Consider the following 20,013-nt stretch of genomic DNA (forward strand, 5'->3'; position numbering starts at 1 on the left):
CAGGTCGGACCGGTTGTGGCCTGGAACGAATAAGTAATCCGCCTTGATGATCTGCACCCGCCGGCTCCCGGCACTCCGGGCGCCCGCAGCCGGTGAAGCCCGGCGGACCGGGGGACCCGGAGGGCATGAGCCATATCAATCCCGACCCCGAACCCGAACGCACCACCGGACTGGAACCGGGCGGCGGCGTCCCCCCGGGCGAGACCCGGCCCGCGGAGAGCAGCATGCCCGGGGCCGGCCCCCGGGAGACGCACAACCCGTCCAAGGGCTGGGCCAAGGGCCCGCTCACCGTGATCATCGTCCTCGTCGTGCTGTGCGCCGCGTTCTTCCTGGCGTACGCGATCGATCTGATGCTCTGACCCGGGAGGCCCATGCCCTGACCGCGAGCCCGTGCTCCGACCGGGCGGCGCGGCGCGCGGAGCGGCCTCAGGCCTGGGTGTGCTGCACGCAGGCGCTGACCACCTCGCGCAGACTGTGCGTGCGCTCCCACACCTCACGCTGGAGCGCCGAACCGTTGCCGTCCCGCAACAGCCGGGTGCAGGACGCGCGGGCCCGCTCCAGGTCGCCGCTGTCCGCCAGCGCGGCCTGCACATGCTCCAGCAGAGCCCTCACGACCGCCTCGGCGGGCGCGGGCCGCATGGTCGCGGGGTGCAGCAGGTCCCCGGTGAGCCCCGAGCGGGCGGCCCGCCAGCCGGCCAGCCGGAGCAGGCTCACGCTGTGGTCCAACGGCTCCCGGCCGGCCTGCCGGTCGCGGGCGGCCGTCTCGACGAGCCCTCGGACCAGCGTGGCGATCAGCACGGCGGTGTCCGCGTGCAGACAGACGTCGGCGACCCGCACCTCCACGGTCGGATAGCGCGCCGACAGCCGGGCGTCGAAGTAGACCATGCCCTCGTCCAGGATCGTGCCCGTGGACACCATGTCCGCGACCCGCCGGTGGTACCGGTCGGCCGAGCCGAACAGCTCCGTCGGACCCGCCGAAGGCCAGCGCTGCCACACCCGGCTGCGATAGCTGCTGTAGTCCGTCTCCACGCCCTGCCAGAACGGCGAGTTGGCGCTCAACGCCGTCAGCACGGACAGCCAGGGCCTGATCCGGTCCACGACCGCGACGCCCTCGTCGTCCGAGTCGACGGAAACATGGACATGGCAGCCGCACACCATCTGCTCACGCGTGGCGATGCCGTACTGCTCGGCCATCCACTGGTAGCGGCTGTTCATGCTCACGGCCGGGCGCACCGGCAGCGGGGAGGTGGCGAGCGCGGCCACCGCACACCCCGTCTCCTTCGCGTGCTGGGCCGCCTCCCCGCGTATGCGGACGATCTCCGCGCCGAGTTCGTCCATGCCCGACTGCGGGTGGGTGTTGAACTCGAGCATCTGGCTGTGCAGTTCCTTCTCGAAGACGTCCTCGTCCGCCCCCCGCCGGGAGGCGCGGGCGAGGACGGCGGCGGACAGGGCCTGCGGCTCCCCGGTCTCCGGGTCGACCAGGAGGAGTTCTTCCTCCACTCCGACGGTGCGCACGGGCGGTGGCCTTTCTCTGGAGGGTGGTACGCACCCGGATGCCCCGTCGGGTGCTGTTCACACGGGCGACGGCGCCAGCCATACGGTCGCCAGGGGCGGCAGCGTGAGCGAGATCCCGCCCTCCCGTGACACCACGGGAGCCGGATGCCCGACACCACCGCCCCCGTACCGCTCGGCGTCGGTGTTGAGCACCTCGCGCCAGGCCGGCACGTCGCCGGGCACCAGCAGCCGGTAGTCGTGGCGCACCACGGGGGAGAAGTTGCTGACGGCGAGGAGCGGAGCGCCGTGGGCGTCGTGGCGCAGGAACGCGAAGACGTTGTCCTCGGCGGCGTCGCCGACCACCCAGCGGAACCCGGCGGGATCGGTGTCGCGCTCCCACAGGGCCGGGGTGGCCCGGTAGACCGTGTTGAGATCACGCACCAGATCCCGCACGCCCCGGTGATCGCCCGCGGACGCGTAACCCGGGTCCAGCAGCCACCACTCGGGACCGTCGGCCTCGGACCACTCGGCGCCCTGGGCGAACTCCTGGCCCATGAAGAGGAGCTGCTTGCCGGGGTGGGCCCACATGAACCCCAGGTACGCGCGGTGGTTGGCGCGCCGCTGCCACCAGTCGCCCGGCATCTTGGAGACCAGCGCCTGCTTGCCGTGGACGACCTCGTCGTGGGAGATGGGCAGGACGTAGTTCTCGCTGTAGGCGTAGACCATCGAGAAGGTCATCTCGTTGTGGTGGTACTTGCGGTGCACCGGCTCCTTGGCGATGTACTCCAGCGAGTCGTGCATCCAGCCCATGTTCCACTTCAGCCCGAAGCCCAGACCGCCGCTGTCGGTCGGCCGGGTCACGCCTTCCCACGCGGTGGACTCCTCCGCGATCGTCACGACCCCCGGGTTGCGGCGGTAGACCGTCGCGTTCATCTCCTGGAGGAACGCCATCGCGTCCAGGTCCTCGCGGCCGCCGAACACGTTGGGCGCCCACTGCCCGGAGTCCCGTGAGTAGTCGAGGTAGAGCATGGAGGCGACGGCGTCCACCCGCAGCCCGTCGACGTGGAACTCCTCGCACCAGTAAGTGGCGTTCGCCACGAGGAAGTTGCGCACCTCGACACGTCCGAAGTCGAACTCGTAGGTGCCCCAGTCCGGGTGCTCGGCCCGCCGCGAGTCACCGGGCTCGTACAGCGGGTCCCCGTCGAACCGGCCCAGCGCCCAGTCGTCCTTGGGGAAGTGCGCCGGCACCCAGTCCACGATCACGCCGATCCCCGCCCGGTGCAGGGAGTCCACCAGGAACTTCAGGTCGTCGGGCGTGCCCAGGCGCGAGGCCGGCGCGTAGAACCCGGTGACCTGGTAGCCCCAGGAACCCGAGAACGGATGCTGGGCCACCGGCATGAACTCCACATGCGTGAAGCCGAGATCGCTGACGTAGGCCGGAAGCTCGTCGGCGAGCTGGCGGTACGTCGAGCCCGGTCGCCAGGAGGGGAGGTGAACCTCGTAGACGGAGAACGGGGCCACATGCACGGGGACGTCGCCGCGGTGCGCCATCCACTCCTGGTCCGCCCAGTCGTAGCGGGAGGCGTGCACGATCGACGCGGTGTCCGGCGGCACCTCCGCGCGCCGGGCCATCGGGTCGGCCTTGAGGAAGCGGTGTCCGTAGCGGGAGGTGATCTCGAACTTGTACCGGGCGCCCTCGCCGATACCGGGCAGGAACAGCTCCCACACGCCGGACGAACCGAGGGACCGCATCGGGAAGGCGGTCCCGTCCCAGAAACAGAAGTCCCCGGCGACGCGCACCCCCTGGGCGTTCGGCGCCCACACGGTGAACCGGGTGCCGGTCACCCCCTCGTGGGCCATCGGTTCCGCGCCGAGCGCCTTCCACAGCTCCTCGTGCCGCCCCTCCCGGATGAGATGCAGATCCAGGTCGCCCAGGGCCGGCAGGAAGCGGTAGGGGTCGTCCACCTTGTGCTCGACGCCCTCGTACGAGACCAGCAGCGTGTACGCGGGCACCGCGCCGAGCGGCAGGACGGCCGCGAAGAGGCCGTCTCCCTCCGAGACCAGCGCGGTGGCCGTCCCGTCGATCACGACGCTCACGGCGTCGGCGAAGGGCCGCAGCGCGCGGAAGAGGATCCCGTCCGGCACCGGGTGTGCGCCCAGCAGGGCGTGCGGATCGTGGTGCGCGCCCGCGAGCAGGCGCCCGCGGTCGGCCGGGTCGAGTGCGGGCGCCGTGCACGGGCGGGGGCCGGCCGACTCGGGCGGAGAGGTGTCACGCAGGGCCACAGGGGTCAGCCTCCTCGGACGGCGAGTCGTTCGATCGCCGCCATGGGTACGGGCAGCCAGTCGGGGCGGTTACGGGCCTCGTACAGCACTTCGTACACGGCACGGTCCGTCTCGTAGGCACGCAGCAGGGCATGCTTCTTGCGGGGGTCCCAGCCTGCGCGGGCGGCGTAGCCCGCGCAGTACGCCTCACGGCAGCGGCGCGCCCACTCCGGCCGCCACGGGCGGCGCTGGCGGGCGGCGTAGTCGAACGAGCGCAGCATCCCGGCGATGTCCCGGACCGGGGAGTGGGCGCTGCGCCGCTCGGCCAGCGGACGGGACGGCTCGCCCTCGAAGTCGATGACGAACCAGTCGCGTCCCGCGCGCAGGACCTGCCCGAGGTGCAGGTCCCCGTGGATGCGCTGGGCGGGCGGCCCGGCGTCGCAGACGGACAGCGCGCCGAAGGCGGTGATGAGGCCGGGCACGAACGGACGCAGCGCCGGCACATGGTGCGCGGCCGCCTCCAGCCGCTCGGTCATCGCGGCCGCCGTCCGCCCGTCCTCGGCGTCCGGACCGGCCGGCAGCGCAGCGGCCAGCGCGAGGTGCACGTCCGCCGTGGCCCTGCCCAGTTCCTCGGCCTGCGCGGTGAAGTCCTCGCCGCGGGCGAGGGCTCGCAGCGCCAGCGTCCAGCCGTCCGAGGCGTCGGGCAGGAACGGCTGGAGGACGCCGAGTGTCGCCTCCTGGGGATGGGTCGTGCGGAACCAGGCCACGGGCGCGGGCACCCGCCCGCACCCCTGTCCGGCCAGCGCGACCGGCACCTCCAGATCGGGGTTCACCCCCGGCTGGATCCGCCGGAAGATCTTCAGGATGAACGCGTCCCCGTACACCAGCGAGGTGTTGGACTGCTCGGCCTCGAGCAGCCGCGGCGCGAGCCCGGGGGGCAGCGAGACGGACGGGTCGGACTCGAAGCAGAGCGGGCCCAGTGTGCCGGGGTGCCGCATCCGCTCCAGGAGCAGATGCGCCGACCGGGGGTCCTGGAGCGCGTCGTGGATCGTCAGACCGGCCATCGGTCCTTCCTCCACCCTGCCGATCAGAGCCCGCCCCAGGCGCGGTGACAGGTGTTCCTGTACGCCGAGGAGCAGCTGGTAGCAGTCCCCGGCGGGGGGTGTGCCCCCGGGGGTCGGGACGCCCGACTGGTCGGCGTGCACGAGGAGATGCAGACAGCCCGGGTACAGCTCGGTCATCGACAGCATGCGCAGGTCGGTGAGGGGCCGGTCCTTGCCGGCGAACCAGCGCTGCCGCGGCAGCCACTCGCAGAGCAGCGCGGCCAGCGGCCCGACGGAGCGTACTCCGCTCGGGCCGCTCGGTCGCAGGGGTGCGGTCTTCGTCACGGTGACCCATCCTTTCCCCGGCGCTCGCTCACGGGCGGCGGCCGATCCGGGACGCGGCTCTGGTGAGCCGGAACCAATAGAAGCCGTGGCCCGCGAGCGTGAGCAGGTAGGGCAGTTCGCCGACGGCGGGGAAGCGGACCCCGCCGAACAGCTCGACGGGATGGCGGCCGTCGAACCGGCGCAGGTCGAGCTCGGTGGGCTGTGCGAAGCGTGAGAAGTTGTGCACGCACAGCACCACGTCGTCTCCTTCGCCCTCCTTCAGGGGCGCCTCGCGCAGGAAGGCGAGGACGGCCGGGTTGGAGGACGGGAGTTCGGTGTAGGTGCCGAGGCCGAAGGCGGGGTTCTGCTTGCGGATCTCGATCATCCGGCGGGTCCAGTGCAGCAGCGAGGAGGGCGACGACATCGACGCCTCGACGTTGGTGACCTGGTACCCGTAGACGGGGTCCATGATGGTCGGCAGGACCAGCCGCCCGGGGTCACAGGACGAAAAACCTGCGTTGCGGTCCGGTGTCCACTGCATCGGGGTGCGGACGGCGTCGCGGTCGCCGAGCCAGATGTTGTCGCCCATGCCGATCTCGTCGCCGTAGTAGAGGATCGGCGAGCCGGGCAGGGAGAGCAGCAGGGCGGTGAACAGCTCGATCTGGTTGCGGTCGTTCTCCAGGAGGGGTGCGAGCCGGCGGCGGATGCCGATGTTGGCGCGCATACGCGGGTCTTTCGCGTATTCCGCGTACATGTAGTCGCGTTCTTCGTCGGTGACCATTTCGAGGGTGAGCTCGTCGTGGTTGCGCAGGAAGATTCCCCATTGGCAGCGGGAGGGGATCGCGGGGGTTTTCGCGAGGATTTCGGAGACCGGGTAGCGGGATTCCCGTCGGACGGCCATGAAGATGCGGGGCATGACGGGGAAGTGGAATGCCATGTGGCATTCGTCGCCGCCGGAGGCGTAGTCGCCGAAGTAGTCGACGACGTCCTCGGGCCACTGGTTGGCCTCGGCGAGGATCACGGTGTCCGGGTAGGCGGCGTCGATCTCCTTGCGGACCCTTCGGAGGAACTCGTGGGTGGCGGGGAGGTTCTCGCAGTTCGTGCCCTCCTCGGCGTACAGGTAGGGCACCGCGTCGAGCCGGAAGCCGTCGATGCCGAGGTCCAGCCAGAACCGCAGCGCGGAGATCATCTCCTCCTGGACGGCCGGGTTCTCGTAGTTGAGGTCCGGCTGGTGGGAGAAGAAGCGGTGGAAGAAGTACTGCTTGCGGACGGGGTCGAAGGTCCAGTTGGAGACTTCGGTGTCGACGAAGATGATGCGGGCGTCGGCGTACTGTTTGTCGTCGTCGGCCCACATGTAGTAGTCGCCGTAGGGTCCGTCGGGGTCTTTTCTCGATTCCTGGAACCACGGGTGCTGGTCGCTGGTGTGGTTCATCACGAAGTCGATGATGACGCGCATGCCGCGTTGGTGGGCGGCGTCGACGAATTCCACGAAGTCGGCGAGGTCGCCGAATTCGGGGAGGACGGCGGTGTAGTCGGACACGTCGTATCCGCCGTCGCGCAGGGGTGATTTGAAGAAGGGCGGCAGCCAGAGGCAGTCGACTCCGAGCCATTGCAGGTAGTCGAGTTTGGCGGTGATGCCCTTGAGGTCGCCGACGCCGTCGCCGTTGCTGTCCTGGAAGGAGCGGACGAGGACCTCGTAGAACACGGCGCGTTTGAACCACTCGGGGTCGCGGTCCTTGGCGGGGGTGTCCTCGAAGGTGTCCTGGACAGGGGAGTTGACGGTCATGGCGGGCTGGGGCCTCCGATCGGCGGTGCGGGTCACCGGACGAGGAACACGTGGGCGGGTGTCCGGCCGGGCTCCAGGCGCACGTAGTTCGTCCTGCCCCAGGCGTACGTCTCGCCGGTCAGTTCGTCGTGCACGGTCAGGGTTGCGCCGTCGTCCAGGCCGAGTTGCGGCATGTCCAACGACACCGTCGCCTCCTGGGTGTGGTGGGGGTCGAGGTTGACGACCACCAGAACCGTGTTCGACCCGGCACGCTTGCTGTACGCCATCACGGAGTGGTTGTCCGTGCCGTGGAAACGGAGGTTGCGCAGCCAGTGCAGGGCGGGGTTCGCCCGCCGGATCTCGTTGAGCTTGGTGACGAGGGGGGCGATGCTGCGGCCCTCCCGCTCGGCGGCCGCCCAGTCACGGGGTTTGAGCTGGTATTTTTCCGAGTCGAGGTATTCCTCGCCGCCCTCGCGCAGGGGTGTGTTCTCGCAGAGTTCGTAGCCGCTGTAGAGGCCCCAGGTGGGGGAGAGGGTCGCGGCCAGGACGGCGCGGATCTCGAAGGCGGGGCGGCCGCCCTGCTGGAGGTAGGCGGGCAGGATGTCGGGGGTGTTGGCGAAGAAGTTGGGCCGCATGTAGGAGGCGGCGTCCCCCGAGAGTTCGGTGAGGTACTCCGTCAGTTCCTGCTTGGTGTTGCGCCAGGTGAAGTAGGTGTACGACTGCTGGAAGCCGATCTGGCCGAGGGTGTGCATCATCGCGGGCCGGGTGAAGGCCTCGGCGAGGAAGATCACGTCGGGGTCGGTGCGGTTGACGTCCGCGATGACCCGCTCCCAGAACACGACCGGCTTGGTGTGCGGGTTGTCCACCCGGAAGATCCGCACCCCGTACGACATCCAGTGCCGCAGCACCCGCACCGTCTCCGCCACCAGCCCCTTCATGTCGGCGTCGAAGGCGATCGGGTAGATGTCCTGGTACTTCTTCGGCGGGTTCTCGGCGTAGGCGATGGTGCCGTCGGGCCGGTGGTGGAACCAGTCCGTGTGCTTGTGCACCCAGGGGTGGTCGGGGGAGCACTGGAGGGCGAAGTCGAGGGCGATCTCCAGACCGAGCTCATGTGCCTGCTCCACGAACCAGGAGAAGTCCTCCAGGGTGCCCAGGTCGGGGTGGACGGCGTCGTGGCCGCCCTCCGGCGAGCCGATCGCCCAGGGCACGCCGACGTCGTCGGGGCCGGGGTCGAGGGTGTTGTTGCGGCCCTTGCGGAACGTGGTGCCGATGGGGTGGATGGGCGGGAGGTAGACGACGTCGAAGCCCATCGCGGCGATGGCGGGCAGTCTGCGCGCGGCGGTGCGGAACGTGCCGTGCGGCTGCTCGGCGGTCCCCTCGGAGCGGGGGAAGAACTCGTACCAGGCGCCGTACAGGGCGCGCTCGCGCTCGACGAGCAGCGGCAGCGGCTCGGAGGCGGTGACCAGGTCCCGCAGCGGGTACCGGCCGAGTACGTCGTCGACCTCCGGCGTCAGAGCCGCCGCGTAGCGCTCGGTCACCGGGACCGAGTCGTCGAGCAGTTGCCTCGCCGCGTCCCGCATCAGGGTGCGCTCCGGTCCGCGCGGGGCACGGGTGGCCGCCCGCTCGTACAGCCGGCCGCCCTCCTCCAGCACCAGACCCGCGTCGATTCCCGCCGGGATCTTGATCGCCGCGTGGCGCCGCCAGGTGGCGATCGGGTCGCTCCAGGCCTCCACGGTGTAGGTCCAGCGGCCCATGGCCTCCAGGGTCACATCGGCTCCCCAGCGGTCGCTGCCGGGGGCGAGCTCGCGCATCGGTGTCCAGGGCCCACGGCCGCCGTCCGGGCCCTTGAGGACCACGTTGGCGCCGATGGCGTCATGGCCCTCCCGGAACACCGTCGCGGAGATCCGCACCGTCTCCCCGGTCACGGCTTTCGCCGGCCGCCTACCGCACTCGACGCACGGTTCGACGTCCCGCACCGGGATTCGGCCGATCGCCCTGGTGGACTTCACCCTTGCACCTCCGTTGACTGAAAATGGCTTCGATCGCCCGGTGTTGGGCGATCGGACGCACCGAGGCGGAGCGCTACGTCTCCGCCGGCAGGCGGGGGAGGGGCCGTGTCACGGCGAGCCGTGCGACGCCGTTCCTGAGGTGGGGCGCCCTGCGCTCCCGGTGATGTGCGTCGGCTCCGGCGCGCAGGTACTGCTCCGCGGCGTCCGCGGCCTCCCGGGCGCAGCGTTTGCCCATCAGCACGCACAACGTGTAGCCGCAGTCCTCGAATGCGGCCCGCGCCGTGCGGTCTTCGGGACGCGCCAGCATGTCCCGCTCCCAGGCCCGGTAGCTGCGCAAGGTTCTGGCGACTTCGGTCTTCGCTGGTTGCAGCATCGCGCTGGTCACCTTCCGGGAGTCACAGAGGTACGTCGCTCGAGGCGAGCGGGTCGGCCCCTCCACAGAGGCGCAAAACGCGTCCAACCTCCCGCGGCCTTCACTTATGGTGCACGGCGCATCACCCAACGTCCTGTTGGATCTTGGTTGTGGTGTGCTCGTGTTGCACGAATGGCGTAGCAGCCCCACTGTGGTTGTGACTCTGAAGCGATTACCGCTCACGCTTCGTAATGGGAACTCTGGCCCGTCGGGCCGAGCAGGAGTGGGAGCCTCGCCGGTGAGGAGCGAACGACGATGAAGACAGCAGTCCCCTGCTACTACCACCTCGATGTGGACGTCAGTCCGGAACGGGTCGGACAGGTCAGGCGCATTCTGGCCGCTCACCTCCAGTACTGGGACCTCGAGGCGCACGTCGAGACCGTCTGCCGCGGCACGGAGATGCTGCTGACCGCCATCGACGAACACGCCACGGACAAGCACACCTCGATCGAGATGTGGTGGAACGGGCAACACCTGATCACAGCCGTCGGGGGCGCCGACCGGCGCCTCCGACCCGACCCGGACCTGCGCGCCTGTCTGGAGCGCATCGCCGCGATGAGCGACGGCTGGGGCTGCTGCGCCACCGACACCGGAAGCACGGTCATCTGGTTCTCCCAGCGGGCCCGCTCCGGCGAGCGCGTCCCGCTGGTGCCGACCACGCCCGCGCCGGACCTGCGCGAGGTGCTCCAAGTGCCCCGCGAGTTGCCGGTGGCGGCCCTGGCGGCCACAGCGGACGGGACGAGTGGCGTGCTGGAGGCCGCCCGGTGACCTCACGGCCGAACCGGAAGAACCGGAGTGCCGGGGTGCCCGCGTGGAGCGGGCACCCCTTCCCGTTGGGCGCCGACTTCGACGGACAGGGCACCAACTTCGCACTGTTCAGCGAGGTCGCCGAACGCGTCGACCTCGTCCTCGTCGACGACGACGGCACCGCCCGCGAAGTCCCGCTCACCGAGGTCGACGGCTTCGTCCGGCACGCCTATCTGCCCGGGACCGGCCCGGGGCAGCGCTACGGCTTCCGCGTGCACGGGCCCTGGGACCCGTCCTCCGGGCATCGTTGCAATCCGGCGAAGCTGCTCCTCGACCCCTACGCCCGTGCCGTCGACGGCCAGATCGACAACCACGCCTCCCTGTTCGAGCGGGCCGGTGACCGCCCCGACCCGTCGGACAGTGCCGGGCACACCATGCTCGGCGTGGTCACCGACCCCGCGTTCGACTGGGGCGACGACGAACCGCGCCGACGCCCCTACGCCGACACGGTGATCTACGAGGCCCATGTGCGCGGCCTGACCCGTACCCACCCCGACGTGCCGCCCGAGCTGCGGGGCACCTACGCCGGCCTCGCGCACCCCGCGGTGACCGGGCACCTCGTCTCGTTGGGCATCACTGCGATCGAGCTGATGCCCGTGCATCAGTACGTGCAGGACGGCGTGCTGACGGACCGGGGGCTCTCCAACTACTGGGGCTACAACACCATCGGCTTCTTCGCCCCGCACAACGGCTATGCCGCCGGAGGCACCCGCGGCGAGCAGGTCGCCGAGTTCAAGTCCATGGTGAAGGCGCTCCACGAGGCCGGTCTCGAAGTGATCCTGGACGTCGTCTACAACCACACCGCCGAGGGCAACGAGAAGGGTCCCACCCTCTCCTTCCGGGGCATCGACAACGCCTCCTACTACCGGCTCGTGGACGGCGACTGGGCGCACTACTACGACACCACCGGGACCGGCAACAGCCTGCTCATGCGCCACCCGCACGTCCTCCAGCTGATCATGGACTCGCTGCGGTACTGGGTGACCGAGATGCATGTCGACGGCTTCCGGTTCGACCTCGCGGCCACACTCGCCCGCCAGTTCCACGAGGTGGACCGGCTCTCCGTGTTCTTCGACCTCATCCAGCAGGACCCCGTGATCAGCCGGGTCAAACTGATCGCCGAACCGTGGGACGTCGGCGAGGGCGGCTATCAGGTGGGCAACTTCCCCGCGCTGTGGTCGGAGTGGAACGGCCTCTACCGTGACGCCGTACGCGACTTCTGGCGGTCGGAACCCGGTTCGCTGGGCGAGTTCGCCTCCCGGCTGACCGGCTCCCCGGACCTGTACGCCCACAGCAGGCGCCGCCCGCGCGCCAGCGTCAACTTCGTCACCGCCCACGACGGGTTCACCCTGCGCGACCTCGTCTCGTACAACGACAAGCACAACGAGGCCAACGGCGAGGACGACAAGGACGGCGAGAACACCAACCGTTCCTGGAACTGCGGGACGGAGGGTCCCACCGAGCGCCCCGCGGTGCTCGAACTGCGGTCCAGGCAGCAGCGCAATCTGCTCGCCACGCTGCTGCTGTCGCAGGGCATCCCGATGATCGGCCACGGCGACGAACTCGGCCGCACCCAGGGCGGCAACAACAACGCCTACTGCCAGGACAGCGAAGTCTCGTGGGTGGACTGGCGGTTGACCGACGAGCAGCAGAGCCTCAGGGACTTCTGCCGGCGTCTGGTCGCCCTGCGTGCCGCCCACCCCGTGCTGCGCCGGCGCCGGTACTTCCGGGGAAAAACCGTCAGGCACGCCGGGCAGCCGCTGTCGGATCTGGTCTGGCTGCGGCCGGACGCGGGCGAGATGACGGACCACGACTGGCAGCGCGACGACGCGCACAGCGTCGGTGTCTTCCTCAACGGCGACGCCATCGCCGAACCCGACCCCCGCGGCCGGCCCGTCGTGGACGACTCGTTCCTGCTGCTGTTCAACAGCTACTGGGAACCGGTCGTCTTCCGGCTGCCCGGCGCCGCGTACGGCGAGCGCTGGACGGTGTGCGCCGACACCGCGGAGCCGGACGCAGGCCCGGACGAGACGGAGTACAAGGCGGGCGCGGAGGTGACACTGGAGGCCCGCAGTCTGATCGTGCTGGCACGGCCCCCGCGCCGTTCGGCGTGACAGCGCACGACCCGGTGGGCCCGGCGGGGCCCGGCGCCGGCGGCCGTCAGCGCTGCCGGCGTGAGGTCACGGTGAACTGGGCGCCGTCCGGATCGCGCAGCACGGCCTCGTGGCCTGTCTCGACCAGCACGCTGCCGCCGTGCTTCTCCGCGGCCCGGGCGCAGGCCGCCACGTCCGCGACGGCGAAGTGGACCTGCCAGTGCGGGCGGATGGTGGGGTCGGGCGCCGCCTCCAGCGCGCCCGACTCGATCCGCGCGACGACATCGCCCCGGCTGCGCAGCACGACCTCGCCGCGCTCGTAGTGGACCTCGACGCTGCCCGGACGGTCTGTCGCCCAGTCGAGGATCTCGCCGTAGAAGATGGCGGAGTCGAAGGCGTCGCGGGTGTGGAGTCTGATGAAGGCGGGCGCCGCCTGCCGCCAGGCCTCCCAGTTGCCGATCAGCTCCCCCTCCCAGATCCCGAAGGTCGCCCCGTCCCGGTCGGCCAGGAGTGCCGCCCGGCCGGGCGGCAGCGAGATCGGCCCGACGGCCACGGTCCCGCCGCGCTCCCTGGCCCGGGACGCGGCCACGTCCGCGGCGGGTACGGCGAAGTACGGCGTCCAGGCGACCGCCATCTGCCACATCGAGGCGACGGCGGCGACCCCGGCGACCGGGACGTTGCCGACCAGCGCCGTACGGAAGTGGTCGCCGAGCACGCCCCGGCGCCACTCCCAGCCCAGCACGGCCCGGTAGAAGTCCTGCGTGGCGTCCAGGTTGCGGCTGGTCAGACTCACCCAGCAGGGCGCACCGAACACGGAGTCCGTGGAGACGGATCCGCGTGCACCGGGGGCGGATGTCGGGCGACGGTTCATGGGACTCGCGTTCCTGGTCGGTGGCGGACGGGGCTGCCACCAGTGTCCGGCCGGAACGGTCCCGAGCGCCTGCCGAGCCGCCCGGTGGCACGATGGAGCGGTGAGCCGAGTACCGCACGGACCGAGTGACGAAACGGCGCGGATCTTCGCGCTCCAGGAGGAGGTCGACCAGCTGAAGGAGGCGATCGCCTCCCACGCCGTGGTGGACCAGGCGATAGGGGTCGTGGTGGCTCTCGGGCGGATGGCGCCGGACCAGGGCTGGCAGGTGCTGAAGGAGGTCTCGCAGCACACCAACATCAGGCTGCGCAACGTCGCCGAACTGATTCTCGTCTGGGGACGCACGGGGGAGATGCCGCAGGAGATCCGCGCGCAGCTGGAGGACCTCCTCGACCGGTACGGCCCCACCCAGATCCCGGGTGCGCCGCCGTTGGAGTGAACGTCACGTCGTCTCGGCGGCGATCTCCTCGCGCAGCCGTGCGAAGCAGCCGCTGAGCAGCCGTGAGACGTGCATCTGCGAGATGCCCAGTTCCTCCGCTATCCGGCTCTGCGTCATGCCCGCGAAGAACCGCAGGTACAGGATCTTCCGTTCGCGCTCCGGGAGGGCCCGCAGACAGGGCGCCGCGGCCACCCGGTCGACGACCGTGTCGTAGCCCGGATCGGGGTCGCCGAGGGCGTCCTCGAGCGCGTAGCCGTCGGTGCCCGGCAGCTCGGCCTCCAGTGACAGCGCGGAGAAGCACTCCAGCGCCTCTGCCCCGGTACGCACCTCGTCCTCGGTCAGCTGCGTGTACGCGGCGATCTCGGCGATGCTCGGCGGCCCGCCCGGAGTCGTCTGCGACAGCTCCTTCGCGGCGTTGCGCACCCGGTTGCGCAGGTCCTGGACCCGGCGCGGTACGTGCAGGGTCCACATGTGGTCGCGGAAGTGCCGCTTGATCTCACCGGTGATCGTCGGTACCGCGTACGCCTCGAAGGCGCGGCCGCGCTCGGGATCGTAGTGGTCGACGGCCTTCACGAGTCCCAGGGCGGCGACCTGGTAGAGGTCCTCGAGGTTCTCTCCGCGCCCGCGGAAACGGATGGCGATCCGCTCGGCCATGGGCAGCCACAGGCGGACCAGTTCGTCCCGGAGCGCCTGGCGCTCCGGCCCGTCGGACAGGGCGGCCAGCCGTACGAACGACTCGCCGGTGTCCGGGGCGTCGTCGTGGGGGTGTTGTCTGGTTCTGACGGTGCTGGGCATGACGCGGGCCTTCCCCGGGAGGTTGCCGATGGAGGATCGGACCGTGGGGTCTCGCGCTCGGGCCGACGGGAGTGCACCCGGGACCGGCCGTTCGGCGGATCCCACGGACGTGCCTCCTGTCCGAAGCACTCCTTCCGGATTCCCGCGATGGGCCCCCTTGAAACGGTCTGTCCCCTTTTGTTCCATCTCGCTCTTGCTTCTTCCCGGCGTTCCCTCGATCACCCGTCCGAGTGATGGGTTTCGAGAGAGCCCGGTGCCGGCGTATCGGACCGGGGAGTCACGGCGAACGGCGGCGCCGCGGACAGGATCCCGTGGCGATGCGCCGAGTGTGGCGGCCGCGCACCGTGCCACGCGGTCGAGGGCGAGACGAGGGCTCCTGGCGGCCGGCTCGCTGATCTTGCCCCGGGGAGTGATGTGCGGCACGCCCGCGGCGAGCCCTGTCGCGCTCCACCGGCGGATACTGCCTGCGCACGGCTTGATCAGCGATCAAAGGGGATGAATTCCCTGGCCACAGCGCATTCTGCTCATTTGACAGTGCGATCGGCGCACGGATAGGAAGCAGCCGGTAGAAGTCGAGAGGTGGACTGTGTACGAGCCGAACGTGGTCGGGGACTGGCAGGAGTACGACGAGTATGCCGGTCTGCGCGTCCTCGTCCACCGCCTGGAGCAGAGCGAGCCGCCCAGGGGGCGCGACGACGCCGCCGAGGGCCTGACGTACTTCTGCCTGCGGGTGACCGTCGAGAACCGGGGCGCCAAGCACTCCACGATCCATCTCGAGGACGGCCAGATCGACGTGCGGCTGGGCCCCGAGGGCGAGAGCGCGTTCATCGACTGGCGCAACTCGCAGTTCATCGAGGGCTTCGACGTCTATCCGCTGCGCCGGGCCACCGCCGTGCTCTACGCGGCGGGACCCGAGGCGTCGCTCGGGCAGGTGGACGTCCAGATCCAGTTGCGCGTCGACGACGACTGGGCCGACCGCCGGCTGTGGACCGGCGGCATCGGGCTGGCCGAGAGCTCCGGCGGCGCGCCTGCCGGCGCCGGACGCGACAGCCTGGCCCGTCAGGTGAGCAACTTCCTGCGCGACCAGGCCGAAGAGGGCAGCGCCTGACGGGTGCCGCGCACCCGCCAGGCAGCGCCTGACGGGTGCCGCGCACCCGCCGGCGGGCGGTCAGTGCGGGATGCCGTCGATGATCTCGCGCGCGCCCTGCCGCAGCAGCGCCACCGCCACCGACGTGCCGAGCGTCGCCGGGTCCAGCCGGCCCGCCCATTCGTGGGCGTTCAGCCGGGTCTTGCCGTCCGGGGTGAACACACAGGCCCGCAAGGACAGTTCGCCGCTGCGGTCGACCTGTGCGAAACCGGCGATCGGGCTGTTGCAGTGTCCCTGGAGCACGTGCAGGAACATGCGCTCCGCCGTGGCCTCCCGATGGGTGGCCGGGTCGCCGAGCCCGCTGACGGCGTCGATGACGTCGTCGTCGCCGACGCGGCACTGGAGGGCGAGGACGCCCGCGCCGATCGGCGGCATCATCGTCTCGGGCGACAGCACCTCGGTGATGACGTCCCCGCGGCCGATGCGCTCCAGGCCCGACACGGCGAGCAGCAGCGCGTCCGCCTCGCCCGCCGCCAGCTTCTCCAGCCGCCGGTTGGCGTTGCCGCGGAACGGCACACACTCCAGGTGAGGGTGGGTGGCGGCGAGCTGGGCGACCCGGCGCACCGAGGAGGTGCCGATGCGCGTCCCGGCCGGCAGCTCGTCCAGGGTGCGGCCGCCCGGGTGCACGAGGGCGTCGCGGATGTCGTCCCGCTTCAGGAACGCGGCGAACACCGTGCCCGCGGGCAGCGGCCGGTCCGCCGGTACGTCCTTGACGCAGTGCACCGCGAGATCCGCCGCACCGGCCAGCAGCGCCGCGTCGACCTCCTTGGTGAACGCGCCCTTGCCCTCGACCTGGGAGAGATCGCCCATCCACTTGTCGCCGGTCGTTCTCACGGGCACGACCTGGGTGCGGATCCCGGGATGCAGGGCAGTCAACTCGGCCCGCACCCGCTCCACTTGGGCCAGAGCCATGGGCGAGTCGCGGGAGACGATACGGATCAGTTCCGGAACGGACATGCGGGACACGATAGACCCTCGCGACCCGTGGGCCGTGCCGGTCGGCGGTTTCGGCCACGGGCGGGCGGCCCGCCCGTGGCGGGTTCTCGGCCGTGGCCGGGAGCGCCGGACGCCCACCCGGTAGCCGTCAGGGGGACACCTCGAAGGTGAAGCGCCGCTTGTCGGAGCCGAGGGCGCCGAGCCGGGCGTAGAAGCGGATCGCCCCCTCGTTCCAGGCCGGGGTCTGCCACTGCACCTCGCTCAGGCCCAGGCTCCGGGCCTGCACCGCCACGGCCTCCACCAACAGGGCGCCCAGGCCCAGGCCGCGATGGCCGGGGAGGAGGAACAGGCAGTCCATGTGGAGGTACTCGCGGCACTCCCAGGTGGAGAGTTCGGGCGAGCAGGTCGCGTAGCCGACGACCTCGCCGCCGGGCACTTCGGCGACCAGGCAGTACAGACGGCGTACCGGGGCGTCGAAGAGGACCCCGGCCAGACGCTCCGCGAGGTCGGTCGCGGGCGGGGCGGCGCGCTCGTACTCCGCGTGCTGCGCGGCGAGTTCGGCGACGCGCGGCAGATCGGAGCGCTCGGCGTGCCGGACCCGGGCGGCGGCGGTCACCGGACGTCCCCCTCGACGGTGTCCGCGCCCCCGGCGGCCGCCTGGGCACCCGACGGCCGCGCGGCGTGGGCGTGACGGCCCTCGGCGGGGGCGAGCAGTTCCTTCGCCGACACGGCCGGCGGCAGTTCGTCGAGAAGATCCATCCGGACATCATGGGGCGTGCGTGCGCCGCCGTCCACGGTCGGGAAGCGCGCTCCCCGGCCGTGGACGGCGGCCGTGGTTCACGCGGCGGGATCGAAGGCGATCCCGGCCGGCTTCGCCGACGACAGGTGGTTGGTGAAGTTGGCGTCCTTCAGGCCGAAGTTGGCGCTGCCGAAGTCGTACGCGCTCAGCTTGTCGCGCAGGCCCGCCGGGTAGCCGTTCCAGCCGACCAGCGGCGGGTACTGCCAGGTGCCCTTGTGGTTCTCCGGCGGCTCGTCACCCGGGTTCGCCAGCCGGAAGCAGTGCGTGCGGATACCGTCCTTGTGATACACGATCTTGGCGTGCGAGCCGTCGAAGCGGACGCCGGAGGCAGCGGTCACGGTGAACGAACCGTGGTTGGACGTGGAGACGTACTGGACCTGGCCGTTCTGCACCCAGATCACGACGTGCTCCCAGTCGTGCCGGTGGCCGCCGATGCTGCTGCCCGCCACTGCCTGGTCCTTCTCGAAGTACAGGCCGTACATGTAGGCGCACCAGCCGTTGTTGCACTTGTAGCGTGAGTAGCTGTTGGTGTTGTCCAGGTCGGAGGCGTCCCGGCAGCTGCCGTTGAGGGCGCCGGTGGGCTTCAGTCCGCCGTTTATCGTGCCGTCGGGGCCGATGGCGGGGGTGGAGTAGCAGCCGTCCGTGTCGTAGTCGAACGCGGGCTGGTACGTCAGCTCGGCGGCTTCGGCGTTGGACGGAAGGGCCGTCGGCGGGGCTGCGAAGGCCGCCGAAGGAAACGCGACGACGAGCGCGGCGGCGCCGGCGAACCCGGTGAGCCACCTCCTGCGGTGTGCCTTGAACTTCGGTGACGACACTGCGTCCTCCTCGGGGTCCGGGCGCAGCCGAACGGCTGGGTGGGGAGAGGGAGTTGAAAAGCAGCTCAGCTTCCCCGGTTTTCCCTTCCGCGCCAAGAGGTCGCAGGCGTATCGGTGGTGAAGCACAGCCCAACAGTGGGTACCTGAGCCGGGGTCAGGCGGAAATGTCCGGGAGATCCGCCGCCGACTCCTCGGGTGTCAGGTCGGGGCGCAGCCGGAGCCAGGACGGCTGGCGCAGCAGCCCCGCCCGGGTCCGTGTGCTGTAGCGGACCTCACCGACCAGCCGGGGCACGACCCACCGCGCACCGGGCGCCTGCGGCACGGCGTCGAAGGGGCACGCGTCGGTCGCGGCGGCCCGCAGCAGGGCCGCGATTTCGACCCGTTCGGCCTCGCTCCAGCCGGTGCCCACCCCGCCGACGTAGCGCAGGCCCGTGGCGGCCCGCTGCCCCACGAGGACGGCCCCCGGCAGCCCGGTCAGCCGCCCCTTGCCGGGCAGCCAGCCCCCCACCAGGACGTCCGCGACCAGCATGTTCCGGATCTTGATCCAGGCGCGGGAGCGCACCCCCGGCTCGTACGCCGCGTCCAGGCGCTTGCAGACCAGCCCCTCCAGGCCGTGGACGCGGGTCGCCTCCAGGGCCTCCCGCCCGTGTCCGACCAGGGCGCTCGGCGTCGACCAGCACGGCCCCTCCAGCGCCAGCGACTCCAGCCGGGCCCTGCGCCGTGTGTAGGACAGCGGGAGGAGGGAGCGGCCGCCGAGGTGCATCACGTCGAACAGCACGAGGTGCACGGGCGCCGTCGCCGCGAGCCGTGCGGCCCTGCCGGGTGCCCGGACCAGACCCATCCGGGACTGGAGCAGCTGGAAGTCGGCCCTGCCCTCCCCGTCCAGGGCGAGGATCTCGCCGTCCAGTACGGCCGACGTGGTGCCGAGCGCGCCGCCCAGCGGCCGCAGCTCGGGATAGGCGCCGGTGATGTCCTCGCCGGATCGGGCGCGCAGGGTGATGCTCCCGTTCCCGGCGAGATAGACCACGGCCCGCTGTCCGTCCTGCTTGGTCTCGTAGGCCCAGCGCGCGTCCTGGGCGGCGGGCGGCAGCCGGCCCGGGGTGGCGAGCATGGGGGAGATCAGAGGGAGCGTCACGGGTGAGTTGTGGACGCGGCCGGACCGCCGCACGCGGAACCCGCCGCGGTTTCGCCTGAACGGAGCTGTGCCGGCCGTGTCCGCCGGACGGGCGGCCGTGAGCGTCGTGACGACCGGCGGTGCCCGCGCCGTCGTGGGAGCGGGACCGGCCTGCCCGACGTACAGCCGACCGTCCCGGCGTACGGGCGACCGTGCCCGCGCCACGGCGGCTGCCGCCGGAGCGTCTGCGCCCTCGTCGTGCGCGGTGGCCGCGCCGCCGGGCCGGCGTTCACCACACGCACGGCAGCTCCGTGATCGCCCACCGCCCACCGGTCCTCTATCTCACCGCCTGCGACACCCTCGACCGCCTGCTGCCGGAACTCGGCCCGGGAGGCAAGGACTACGTCACCAAGCCCTTGCGGGTGGCCGAGGTGCTGACCCGTATGCAGATGCTGCTGCGGGGCGCCGGCACGGGCCGCGCGGCCGGCGCCCCCGGCTACGGCGACCTGGTCCTCGACGACACCCTCTGCCGGGCCCGGCGCGGCACCCGGGACCTCGGCCTCACGCCCGCCGAGTACCGCCTGCTGCGCCACTTGCTGGTCAACGCGCACCAGGTGCTGTCGAAGGAGCAGATCGGCCGCCACCTCTGGGGCGACTTCCGCGGTGACAACGCCATCGAGCGGCTCGTCTCACGGCTGCGACGCAAGGTGGACGGTGCGTCGCCGGCGCTGATCCATACCCGGCGGGGCTTCGGCTACTGGCTGGGGGAAGACGCGGGCGACGGCTGAGAACCGACGGAGCAAAGACCCGGGGGCCTGGGCGGCGTCGTCCGGGGCGCTGTGTCGCGGGGTGCCGCGCCGCTCGTTCGAGTGCGGATCGAGTCTGTGGACG

The 20,013-nt window shown here is 71.2% G+C and carries 18 protein-coding genes and 1 pseudogene; 6 read left to right on the forward strand and 13 right to left on the reverse strand.

Going from position 1 to position 20,013, the window contains the following annotated elements; translation table 11 throughout:
• Positions 1 to 125: 125 nt before the first annotated feature.
• A complete protein-coding gene (locus OHS71_RS38000) occupies positions 126 to 359 on the forward strand; it encodes a DUF6480 family protein (RefSeq protein ID WP_328483866.1) in 234 nt (77 codons plus the stop codon).
• Between the two features lie 67 nt (positions 360 to 426).
• Here the strand turns inward: OHS71_RS38000 and OHS71_RS38005 are convergent, their stop codons facing one another.
• The 6 genes from OHS71_RS38005 to OHS71_RS38030 all read right to left on the reverse strand — a co-directional run bounded on the left by OHS71_RS38005 (position 427) and on the right by OHS71_RS38030 (position 9,270).
• Positions 427 to 1,515 carry a glutamate--cysteine ligase 2 gene (locus tag OHS71_RS38005; protein ID WP_328483867.1) on the reverse strand — a complete coding sequence of 363 codons (1,089 nt, stop codon included), beginning with the start codon at positions 1,513 to 1,515 and terminating at the stop codon, positions 427 to 429.
• 57 nt (positions 1,516 to 1,572) lie between these two features.
• Complete coding sequence (gene glgB / locus OHS71_RS38010; protein ID WP_328483868.1) at positions 1,573 to 3,777, reverse strand: 1,4-alpha-glucan branching enzyme; 2,205 nt, start codon at positions 3,775 to 3,777, stop codon at positions 1,573 to 1,575.
• A 5-nt stretch (positions 3,778 to 3,782) separates the two neighbouring features.
• On the reverse strand, positions 3,783 to 5,144 hold the full coding sequence (locus OHS71_RS38015) for a maltokinase N-terminal cap-like domain-containing protein (RefSeq protein WP_328483869.1): 1,362 nt from the start codon (positions 5,142 to 5,144) through the stop codon (positions 3,783 to 3,785).
• A gap of 28 nt (positions 5,145 to 5,172) precedes the next feature.
• Positions 5,173 to 6,909: a maltose alpha-D-glucosyltransferase gene (gene treS, locus OHS71_RS38020; protein ID WP_328483870.1), complete on the reverse strand. Its 1,737-nt coding sequence runs from the start codon at positions 6,907 to 6,909 to the stop codon at positions 5,173 to 5,175.
• 32 nt (positions 6,910 to 6,941) lie between these two features.
• Entirely contained in the window at positions 6,942 to 8,897 is a 1,956-nt protein-coding gene (locus OHS71_RS38025) for an alpha-1,4-glucan--maltose-1-phosphate maltosyltransferase (RefSeq protein WP_328483871.1), read from the reverse strand.
• Positions 8,898 to 8,970: 73 nt separating this feature from the next.
• Complete coding sequence (locus OHS71_RS38030) at positions 8,971 to 9,270, reverse strand: DUF5133 domain-containing protein (RefSeq protein ID WP_328483872.1); 300 nt, start codon at positions 9,268 to 9,270, stop codon at positions 8,971 to 8,973.
• Between the two features lie 294 nt (positions 9,271 to 9,564).
• Between OHS71_RS38030 and OHS71_RS38035 the strand changes: the two genes are divergently transcribed.
• Together OHS71_RS38035 and glgX are read left to right on the forward strand one after the other, a co-directional pair.
• Entirely contained in the window at positions 9,565 to 10,077 is a 513-nt protein-coding gene (locus OHS71_RS38035; protein ID WP_328483873.1) for a pep a2, read from the forward strand.
• A gap of 35 nt (positions 10,078 to 10,112) precedes the next feature.
• Positions 10,113 to 12,230, forward strand: coding sequence for a glycogen debranching protein GlgX (gene glgX / locus OHS71_RS38040; protein ID WP_328483874.1), 2,118 nt, complete (start codon positions 10,113 to 10,115; stop codon positions 12,228 to 12,230).
• Positions 12,231 to 12,276: 46 nt separating this feature from the next.
• Here glgX and OHS71_RS38045 read toward each other — a convergent pair whose 3' ends face one another.
• On the reverse strand, positions 12,277 to 13,080 hold the full coding sequence (locus OHS71_RS38045) for a VOC family protein (protein ID WP_328483875.1): 804 nt from the start codon (positions 13,078 to 13,080) through the stop codon (positions 12,277 to 12,279).
• A gap of 100 nt (positions 13,081 to 13,180) precedes the next feature.
• On the opposite strand from OHS71_RS38045, the gene OHS71_RS38050 reads away from it, so the two are divergent.
• Positions 13,181 to 13,516, forward strand: a complete 336-nt coding sequence (locus OHS71_RS38050; protein WP_328483876.1) for an ANTAR domain-containing protein — start codon at positions 13,181 to 13,183, stop codon at positions 13,514 to 13,516.
• 3 nt (positions 13,517 to 13,519) lie between these two features.
• Here OHS71_RS38050 and OHS71_RS38055 read toward each other — a convergent pair whose 3' ends face one another.
• On the reverse strand, positions 13,520 to 14,311 hold the full coding sequence (locus OHS71_RS38055) for a SigB/SigF/SigG family RNA polymerase sigma factor (protein ID WP_328483877.1): 792 nt from the start codon (positions 14,309 to 14,311) through the stop codon (positions 13,520 to 13,522).
• A 586-nt stretch (positions 14,312 to 14,897) separates the two neighbouring features.
• Here OHS71_RS38055 and OHS71_RS38060 point away from each other — a divergent pair.
• Complete coding sequence (locus OHS71_RS38060; protein ID WP_328483878.1) at positions 14,898 to 15,419, forward strand: hypothetical protein; 522 nt, start codon at positions 14,898 to 14,900, stop codon at positions 15,417 to 15,419.
• Positions 15,420 to 15,479: 60 nt separating this feature from the next.
• Here OHS71_RS38060 and hemC read toward each other — a convergent pair whose 3' ends face one another.
• From hemC to OHS71_RS38085, 5 genes are all read right to left on the reverse strand, one after another.
• Positions 15,480 to 16,415: a hydroxymethylbilane synthase gene (gene hemC, locus OHS71_RS38065; RefSeq protein ID WP_328483879.1), complete on the reverse strand. Its 936-nt coding sequence runs from the start codon at positions 16,413 to 16,415 to the stop codon at positions 15,480 to 15,482.
• Positions 16,416 to 16,542: 127 nt separating this feature from the next.
• Entirely contained in the window at positions 16,543 to 17,010 is a 468-nt protein-coding gene (locus tag OHS71_RS38070) for a GNAT family N-acetyltransferase (RefSeq protein ID WP_328483880.1), read from the reverse strand.
• Positions 17,007 to 17,153, reverse strand: coding sequence for a hypothetical protein (locus OHS71_RS38075; RefSeq protein WP_328483881.1), 147 nt, complete (start codon positions 17,151 to 17,153; stop codon positions 17,007 to 17,009). Before OHS71_RS38075 ends, OHS71_RS38070 begins: the two co-directional genes overlap by 4 nt.
• 78 nt (positions 17,154 to 17,231) lie before the next feature.
• On the reverse strand, positions 17,232 to 18,008 hold the full coding sequence (locus OHS71_RS38080; protein ID WP_328483882.1) for an NPP1 family protein: 777 nt from the start codon (positions 18,006 to 18,008) through the stop codon (positions 17,232 to 17,234).
• A gap of 154 nt (positions 18,009 to 18,162) precedes the next feature.
• On the reverse strand, positions 18,163 to 19,143 hold the full coding sequence (locus OHS71_RS38085; protein WP_443047131.1) for an ATP-dependent DNA ligase: 981 nt from the start codon (positions 19,141 to 19,143) through the stop codon (positions 18,163 to 18,165).
• Positions 19,144 to 19,436: 293 nt separating this feature from the next.
• Between OHS71_RS38085 and OHS71_RS38090 the strand changes: the two are divergent.
• Positions 19,437 to 19,910: pseudogene (locus tag OHS71_RS38090) on the forward strand (response regulator transcription factor); the annotation flags it as partial.
• Positions 19,911 to 20,013 lie beyond the last annotated feature (103 nt).

Source organism: Streptomyces sp. NBC_00377, from assembly GCF_036075115.1.
In the GTDB taxonomy this organism is placed as follows: Bacteria; Actinomycetota; Actinomycetes; order Streptomycetales; family Streptomycetaceae; genus Streptomyces.

Excerpts from the sequence above, each read along its gene's own strand:
- OHS71_RS38000 (WP_328483866.1), top strand. The coding sequence starts at position 126 with ATGAGCCATATCAATCCCGACCCCGAACCCGAACGCACCACCGGACTG.
- treS (WP_328483870.1), bottom strand. The coding sequence starts at position 6,909 with ATGACCGTCAACTCCCCTGTCCAGGACACCTTCGAGGACACCCCCGCC.
- OHS71_RS38030 (WP_328483872.1), bottom strand. The coding sequence starts at position 9,270 with ATGCTGCAACCAGCGAAGACCGAAGTCGCCAGAACCTTGCGCAGCTAC.
- OHS71_RS38035 (WP_328483873.1), top strand. The coding sequence starts at position 9,565 with ATGAAGACAGCAGTCCCCTGCTACTACCACCTCGATGTGGACGTCAGT.
- OHS71_RS38045 (WP_328483875.1), bottom strand. The coding sequence starts at position 13,080 with ATGAACCGTCGCCCGACATCCGCCCCCGGTGCACGCGGATCCGTCTCC.
- OHS71_RS38055 (WP_328483877.1), bottom strand. The coding sequence starts at position 14,311 with ATGCCCAGCACCGTCAGAACCAGACAACACCCCCACGACGACGCCCCG.
- hemC (WP_328483879.1), bottom strand. The coding sequence starts at position 16,415 with ATGTCCGTTCCGGAACTGATCCGTATCGTCTCCCGCGACTCGCCCATG.
- OHS71_RS38075 (WP_328483881.1), bottom strand. The coding sequence starts at position 17,153 with ATGGATCTTCTCGACGAACTGCCGCCGGCCGTGTCGGCGAAGGAACTG.